The following is a 6,987-nucleotide window of genomic DNA, read 5'->3' as shown; positions in this document are numbered from 1 at the left end:
GCGCAGCTATGCCCTTACCAGAGCAAATACCCTGAAAAGAGCGGCAATCCTCTCCCGGAAACAGCAGAAAGTATCGTTCAATACCCTTCCAGGCTCACCTCCGTTGGGCCAGCCCGCTACCAGATAGTACCAAGAAGTAGTTCAGGGGCCAGCCTCTTCCGACTTAAAACCCATAACGGGTCGCACGGTTAGTGCAACCACGGCTTCATTGTCGGCACTCCGTACCCAACGAAGCCTTAGTTGTTGGCAGAGGTAGTTTTTCATTTTCTTTTTAAACCTTCATAGGGTACACTAACTGCGGCTGGTGGGGGAGGAATCAATACGTCTGCAGTAGTGCTAAAATTCCTATTCTCGCTCTTGATTAGATTTTGTTTTTCAACAATATCCAGTAATCCATAAAGCGTCTCTTCCAACTCACCTTGCATAGTGCCAACCATTCTTGCTTCTCCATTGTCGAACACGAATTGCAAAGAGTGAAATGCTCCATCTTCTTCAAAATAAAAGCCTTCTTTCAGGCTATTGAAATCAATAGAGTCCACTAAACCATACACTCTTCCCATACTCTGTGAGTCAAGCTTTGCTATATAGTTTTCGACAACGGTTTCGCCATGCCTTTCTCTCAAACGGTAGTAGACGGTACTATCTTTATTTATCTCTACGTCCTTGCTATACCTTTCAGCCCCCATTCCTGGGAAAATAGAAAAGCTTATGCGTTCAAAACGAACTTTTTGCTTTGGGTTTGAAATTGGTTCAGTAGCCATCTCGACAGTGCTTTTATTAACATTCTCTTCACTACTCCCACAAGAGATTAGAAGTAACAGGAACATAAGTTGTAGAGAGTTCTTCATAATTTCTTTCACTGCCAACGGTCTTGTGCAGCCGAAGCCCGTAGCGGAGCAAGGGTTAAGGCTGAACTGTGTGCTTGTTGCACAACCTATTGAAGATAATCGTAAAAGGATATATTACCAAATCTTTAATGGGATGCAGGGCAGGAAAACTTTCGAGGATGAGCGGGAGCTGCGCTTCTCGCTCTCGGCGCACGTGCCGGCGCACAACTTCTACCGGCGGCTCAAGGACAGGCTCGACCTCTCGTTACTCTACGAGCTGACGGCTCCCTTCTACGGAAGCTGCGGCCAGCACTCGATTGACCCGGTGGTCTTCTTCAAGCTCTGCCTGGTGGCGCACCTGGAGAACATCGCCTCTGACCGCAAGCTGATCGAGCACTGCAGCCTGCGCCTGGACCTTTTGTACTTCCTCGACTACCAGCTCGACGAGCCCCTGCCCTGGCACTCGACCGTCTCGCGCACCCGCCAGCTGCTGCCCACCGAACTCTTCGAGGAGGTCTTCACCCGCGTGCTCTCCCTGTGCGCAGAGGCCGGCATGGTGTCAGGCCATACCCAGGTGATCGACTCAGCCCTTATCAAAGCCAACGCCTCGATGGGCTCGCTGGAGCTGAAAGTGCCCCAAGAGCAGCTCGAGGCCCGCCTCCAACAGGCCCGGGTTTTCAGCAGCGCCGACCGCAGGGCCCACCAGAACAGGGCCCCGCTCACGCAGCGCGCCCTCACGGCCAGCCGAGAGGAGCTGCTCGAGATCCGGGCCCGCAACCGCAAGTGGCAAAAAGAGCAGGACCTCTACCCCGGCGCCCATAACAAGGGCGCCAAGTACACCTCCAACAAGACCCACTACTCGCCCGTGGACCCCGACGCCAGAATAGCTGTCAAACCGGGCAAGGCCCGCAAGCTCTGCTACCTGCTGCAGCTGGTCGTGGACACTTCCCGCCACGTCATCACCCATGTGCAGGCCGAGTACGCCGACCGCAAGGACAGCATCTGCCTGCCTGGCATCGTCAGGCACCTCAGCGAGAGGCTGCACCAGCTGGGCTTTGGCTGCACGGCCCTGCTGGCCGACACGGGCTACTGCTCGGGGGAGAACTACGCTATGCTGGAGCGGGAGGGCATTTGGGCCTTCATCCCGCCCCACGGCACCTATGTGGGCGGGCCCGAGGGCTTCACCTATCACAAAGAAGACGACTACTGGCTGTGCCCCGAGGGCAAGCGGGCCACCTTCCGCAAGGAAATCGTCAACGCCAAGCGCAACAACGTCCGCTCCAGGCTCTACCTGACCACGCGAAAAGACTGCAAGGGCTGCCCCCGCAAGGAGAGCTGCATCGGAGGGCAGCACGAGAAGAAAGTCAACATCACCTCCTTCCGCGAGGAGTATGAGCGGGCCATCGCCCGGGTCCATAGCCGCTGGGGCCGGCGCATGAAACGGCTCCGGCAGGCCACCGTCGAGCCGGTGCTGGGCACACTGCTCGACTTCCTGGGCATGCGGAAAGTCAACACCCGGGGCCTGGAGCTGGCCCACAAGGGCATGCTGGTGGCCGCCGCGGCCTACAACCTGCAGAAACTGCTGCGCTTTACGCCAAAAAGAAGCCAAGTGGCCGTCATGGCCCTGCCCAGCCCGGAACAGGAAGTGTTTTCTGGGTTAACTTTGGAAAGTATGGAGAGAGGCGAAATCAGAAAAAGGATAGGAAGCAGGAATTACGCTGGAGTTGTGCAACAGCTACCTGTGTTGGGCTTAGGGCTTTTTTAACAACTCGTTTTCCTCATTAAAAAGGAGAATCATATTTGGCTCAACTTGTTAATCTTGCTTTCAAGGTGTCGAATGTACCAGCTTTGAAATAAAATGCCTATCAAAAGGGGAGACATAATGAGATAGTCACTAAATGGAACATGCATAATCTTCAAGATTGCGGTTCCAGCAATCAAGACAAACTCTATTCCATGTACAACACTTTTATTCTGATAGACTCCGTACTCATCCAGCTTTTCCTCAAGTTGCTTTACATGCCACTTTTGAACCAAAAACCCAATTAATAGTGCGAAAGTTAAACTTAATGATGCAAATGGTACATGCATAATCTGCAATGAACACGCAAGGATGGTTAGGATTCCTGCTAATCCGTAATAGATTCTTTTTTTCTTCATTTTGTAAAGTTGTTATTATTTTGTCTTGTGCCCAACGGTCTCGTACAGGCAACGGGTGAGGCATTAGCCGAACATGATGCCTGTGCCTTGTTAGCTGATTTAGTTCTTATTTTCTTCTTTAACTACCAGCATTTTTATCAACTTATACCCCAAAAAGAAACCAGCTACTCTTAGTACCCAAGTTAAAGCAATTTCTATCAGTCTTTCATTGCCTTCTATACCCAAGTTTATACCTTCGAAATACTTCATCCCTAAATAGCTTAGCACTAAAAGCAACACTCCCAATGCACATATTCTCAATATTTTAAAGGCTATTCTCTGTACTTCCTTTTCAAGTAAGAGGAAGAAGAGGAAAGTGAATAGTACAGATGAAATGAAATTAACAAGAATAATAAAAATCAGTCCTTTGCTCAGGCTTTCTTCTAAGATACGTCCAGAGCCTTTAACAAAAGCTTCGCCTTGGTAGGAGAAGTTTGATTTCAGGAAATCAGTCATTACTATACCGAAGCCTATGAGTATAGCCAATGCAACTACAAACGCAGTAACTCTTATAGGAAACGGTTTCTTTAATATCATTTCATTAATTACCTATACCAGCTAACTATAGTATATACGACAACATACGCTTATCTGCACTATATGCGCAGTTGCTGCAGCGCGCATTCGCGCTCATTTGCTTGCTGGATCTGTTACTTGTGGCTGTAGTGCGCATGCTTTTATATAGTTAAGCTAATATAGGTGATTGCTAGAGATTATCCAACGGGCTGACAATTTTATCCAGCGCATGGGTGGTGATGTGGGTGTAGATCTCGGTAGTCTTGCTGCTCCGATGCCCCAGCAGCACCTGGATATACCTTAAATCTGTTCCCTGCTCCAGCAGGTGCGTGGCAAAAGAATGGCGCAGCGTATGGGGTGTGGCGGGTGCTTTCACGCCCGCCTTCTCCTTGCTGGCCCGGAACACGCTGCGAATACTCTCTACTGTGTATTGCCCGCCCGTCTGCCCCTCAAATAGCCACACTTTCGGCCTAGACTGCTTGTAATAGGCCCTGAGACTCTCGAGCAGCCTCTGTGACAGCAGTGTGGTGCGGTCCTTCTTGCCCTTTACGCCCCTGATGAAGGATATCAACACTAAGCTGCGCCACAACCGATTCGCGCTGCAACGCTTTAGTCCCGAGGGCAAGACTACGCTACGCCGGGAGTTACTGCAAGTGGCCGGCTTCGACTTTCGCCACTTCACCCACCACTACCGTTCCTAGCAGAGCAATACCAATTATTTCTGCTACGACTCTCTGCTGCTCGAAGATGAGAAGGTACTGATCGTGAACTGGCAACCCTATATGGAGTAAAACAAGGTATAAAACAACTCGCTCAGGTATAGCCAAACAAAAAAACCCCACCTGAATAAACAGACGGGGCTTTCTAATTTAAAAGTGCTTGTGCTTAATTCACGACTTCAGCAGCTTCTTTTTCTTTCTTTTTGGCTGCTTTTTTAGCGGCTTTCTCGGCTTTGCGCAGCTCTTTCTTTGAAAGCTGCACAGCTTCAGCAGGTGCTTCCGTTTTGCGACGGGCATCTACCTGTGGCAAACCAGATGTGTTGTCATTAACCAGCGTCATCTCTTTCACCAGGTGACCGGCCCCGGCAAATTTGTCTACAATAAACAGCATGTAGCGTACATCCACCGAAATGTTACGTACTTGGTCAGGATTGTAAGTCAGGTCACTCATAGTACCTTCCCAGTTACGGTCGAAGTTCGTACCGATCAGCTGACCATTGGCATTGATTATAGGTGAGCCAGAATTGCCGCCTGTGGTATGGTTCGAAGCGATGAAGCAAACAGGCAGCTGACCATTCACACTGTAGGGGCCATAATCTTTCTTGTCATACAGCTCCTTGAGTCGGGCAGGTATAGCATAGTCTTCAGCAACCCCAGAGGCCGCTTTCTCCATCACACCTTCCAGCGTTGTGTAGTGTATGTATTTTACCCCATCAACCGGCTGGTAAGGCTCCACTTTGCCGTAAGCTACACGCAGGGTGGAGTTTGCATCCGGATAGAACTTGCGGTCCTGCTGCATGGCACGCAAGCCAGCTACATAGGTTCTGTACAACAGGCTCAGGTTATCATTCACCTTAGTGTAAGTAGGCAGTACGTTGGTGCGGTAATAGGCGTTGATACTGCTGGCCAACTGGAAGCCCGGGTCATTTTTAAATGGGTTGGCTTTGCCAGCTCTGATGTCGGCAATCGCTTTGCGTACACCCGCTTCGGAAGTGAAAAGTGATTTGCTGTATACCTCATTGGCATATTTGCTGAAATCGCCCTTGTATTTCTGACGCACCATCGCGAAAGCGGCAGGCTGCAGTTTCTCGTCTAGGTTTTCATAATACATACTCAGCAGGGCTGCAAACACCTTCTTGTCGGTAGGGGCGTTGTAGTTCTTAAAGTAACCCGCTGCACCTTTCTCCAGACGGTCCAGTTGCGCATTAACTTCCTGCTGTGGAGACTTGGCCTCGATCAGTTCGTTCAACTTAATAAAATCGTTGGCATAACGCACGAGCTCCACACCCCAGGCGGCTTCCATAATGTAGTCGCGGGCGATCGTGATACCTTCCAGTTGCTTGTAATTCTTCTCAAACTCAGCGATCAGGTTGCCATACGTGTGCTTGCGTCCGGCGTCAGCGTTTGCCCATGCGGTGAACTGCTTTTCGAGTTCCTGCTTGCGTTCTATGGTATTGGCTTTACGCAGACCACGGCTCTCACCGATCCACTTTTTCCAGGCATTGGCTACACTGGCGTGCTTGGCAGCATATTGAATACGCACGGCATCAGATGCTTTCATGTCTTCGTCGAGCACAGCTAGTTTCGTGTCACGGATCTTGATCTTGTGCGGGTTGGAAGTCTCGTAGATCTCCTCAATGGCATGCGAGGTCAGGTACTCATTTGTACGGCCTGGGAAACCAAACACCATCGTGAAGTCATTCTCCTGCACACCGCTCAGTGAAATAGGCAGGTGGTGCTTGGGCTTGTAAGGCTTGTTGTTCGGAGAGTATTCTGCCGGATTGTTGTTCTCATCGGCATAAATGCGGAACATGGCAAAGTCACCGGTATGGCGCGGCCACATCCAGTTGTCGGTGTCGCCACCAAACTTACCGATCGACGATGGGGGAGCACCTACAAGACGGATATCACGGAAAGTTTCAGTCACATACATGTAGTACTCGTTACCATAGAAGAACGGACGAATAACGGCATCGTAATGCGTACCGGCAATCGCCTGCTGGCGCACTTTAGCGATGTTTGCTTGCACCGTTTTCTCGCGTTCAGCCTCTGTTACATTGGCCGGTATACCTGCCAGAATCTGCTGCGTCACGTCATCCATGCGCACGATAAAAGTGGCAAAAAGGCCCGGGTTCGGAAGTTCCTGCTCGCGAGTCATGGCCCAGAAGCCTTCTGTCAGATAGTCTTTCTCTACGGAACTGTGGCTCTGAACCTGGCCGTAGCCGCAATGGTGATTGGTTAACAGAAGACCCTCCGAAGAGATCATTTCGCCGGTACAAAAACCGCCAAACGACACAATAGCGTCTTTGAGGCTCGACTGGTTGATGCTATAAATGTCTTCGGCTGAGAGCTTCATGCCCTTCTTCTGCATTTCTGCTTCGTTTAGCTGCTTGAGGAGCATAGGCAGCCACATACCTTCATCAGGCTTGGCCGTGCTTATACCCAGGCTCAGACAGGCTGCCGCAAAAAATGCTATAATGCGCTTACTGATCATGGTTTTTATAAGAGTTGGTTTTGAGCTCCCAAGATACGCAAGAATTATGAGTTTGGGAGGTCGGGAGTTTAGGAGTTTGAGAGTTAATGATGAAGTCATATTGCGACAGGTTGTGCCCTGTCCGCGCAAGAGGCAAAACTATGCAACAGCATATTTTGGTCTACAATGCATTTCCATGGCGTATCTCAAAGTTATGGTTGATTGCTAGAGGTCGCTATAGCATTATACCTCT

The 6,987-nt window shown here is 50.2% G+C and carries 8 protein-coding genes; 3 read left to right on the top strand and 5 right to left on the bottom strand.

All coding sequences use genetic code 11. The annotated features are described in order from the left end of the window. Positions 1-192: hypothetical protein (locus tag K3G39_RS17625; RefSeq protein WP_220627488.1), on the top strand; the 192-nt coding region annotated here is incomplete at its 5' end. A gap of 68 nt (positions 193-260) precedes the next feature. Here K3G39_RS17625 and K3G39_RS17620 read toward each other — a convergent pair. Then, complete coding sequence (locus K3G39_RS17620; protein WP_220627487.1) at positions 261-761, bottom strand: hypothetical protein; 501 nt, start codon at positions 759-761, stop codon at positions 261-263. Positions 762-918: 157 nt separating this feature from the next. On the opposite strand from K3G39_RS17620, the gene K3G39_RS17615 reads away from it, so the two are divergent. Next, positions 919-2,592, top strand: coding sequence for an IS1182 family transposase (locus K3G39_RS17615; RefSeq protein WP_220627486.1), 1,674 nt, complete (start codon positions 919-921; stop codon positions 2,590-2,592). Between the two features lie 29 nt (positions 2,593-2,621). Here K3G39_RS17615 and K3G39_RS17610 read toward each other — a convergent pair whose 3' ends face one another. The 3 genes from K3G39_RS17610 to K3G39_RS17600 all read right to left on the bottom strand — a co-directional run bounded on the left by K3G39_RS17610 (position 2,622) and on the right by K3G39_RS17600 (position 4,116). Continuing rightward, positions 2,622-2,987 carry a hypothetical protein gene (locus K3G39_RS17610; RefSeq protein ID WP_220627485.1) on the bottom strand — a complete coding sequence of 122 codons (366 nt, stop codon included), beginning with the start codon at positions 2,985-2,987 and terminating at the stop codon, positions 2,622-2,624. Positions 2,988-3,086: 99 nt separating this feature from the next. Beyond that, entirely contained in the window at positions 3,087-3,563 is a 477-nt protein-coding gene (locus tag K3G39_RS17605) for a hypothetical protein (RefSeq protein ID WP_220627484.1), read from the bottom strand. Between the two features lie 169 nt (positions 3,564-3,732). Further along, positions 3,733-4,116, bottom strand: a complete 384-nt coding sequence (locus K3G39_RS17600; RefSeq protein ID WP_370627281.1) for a tyrosine-type recombinase/integrase — start codon at positions 4,114-4,116, stop codon at positions 3,733-3,735. On the opposite strand from K3G39_RS17600, the gene K3G39_RS17595 reads away from it, so the two are divergent. After that, entirely contained in the window at positions 4,067-4,243 is a 177-nt protein-coding gene (locus K3G39_RS17595) for a hypothetical protein (protein ID WP_220627494.1), read from the top strand. The two genes, K3G39_RS17600 and K3G39_RS17595, sit on opposite strands and share 50 nt — an antisense overlap. Before the next feature lie 184 nt (positions 4,244-4,427). Here the strand turns inward: K3G39_RS17595 and K3G39_RS17590 are convergent, their stop codons facing one another. Continuing rightward, a complete protein-coding gene (locus K3G39_RS17590; protein ID WP_220627483.1) occupies positions 4,428-6,755 on the bottom strand; it encodes a S46 family peptidase in 2,328 nt (775 codons plus the stop codon). Positions 6,756-6,987: the final 232 nt, after the last annotated feature.

Origin of the sequence: Pontibacter sp. HSC-14F20 (assembly GCF_019599265.1) — a bacterium.
GTDB lineage: Bacteria > Bacteroidota > Bacteroidia > Cytophagales > Hymenobacteraceae > Pontibacter.
This window is presented reverse-complemented; position numbering and strand designations above follow the sequence as displayed.

Excerpts from the sequence above, each read along its gene's own strand:
- K3G39_RS17620 (WP_220627487.1), bottom strand. The coding sequence starts at position 761 with ATGGCTACTGAACCAATTTCAAACCCAAAGCAAAAAGTTCGTTTTGAA.
- K3G39_RS17610 (WP_220627485.1), bottom strand. The coding sequence starts at position 2,987 with ATGAAGAAAAAAAGAATCTATTACGGATTAGCAGGAATCCTAACCATC.
- K3G39_RS17605 (WP_220627484.1), bottom strand. The coding sequence starts at position 3,563 with ATGATATTAAAGAAACCGTTTCCTATAAGAGTTACTGCGTTTGTAGTT.
- K3G39_RS17590 (WP_220627483.1), bottom strand. The coding sequence starts at position 6,755 with ATGATCAGTAAGCGCATTATAGCATTTTTTGCGGCAGCCTGTCTGAGC.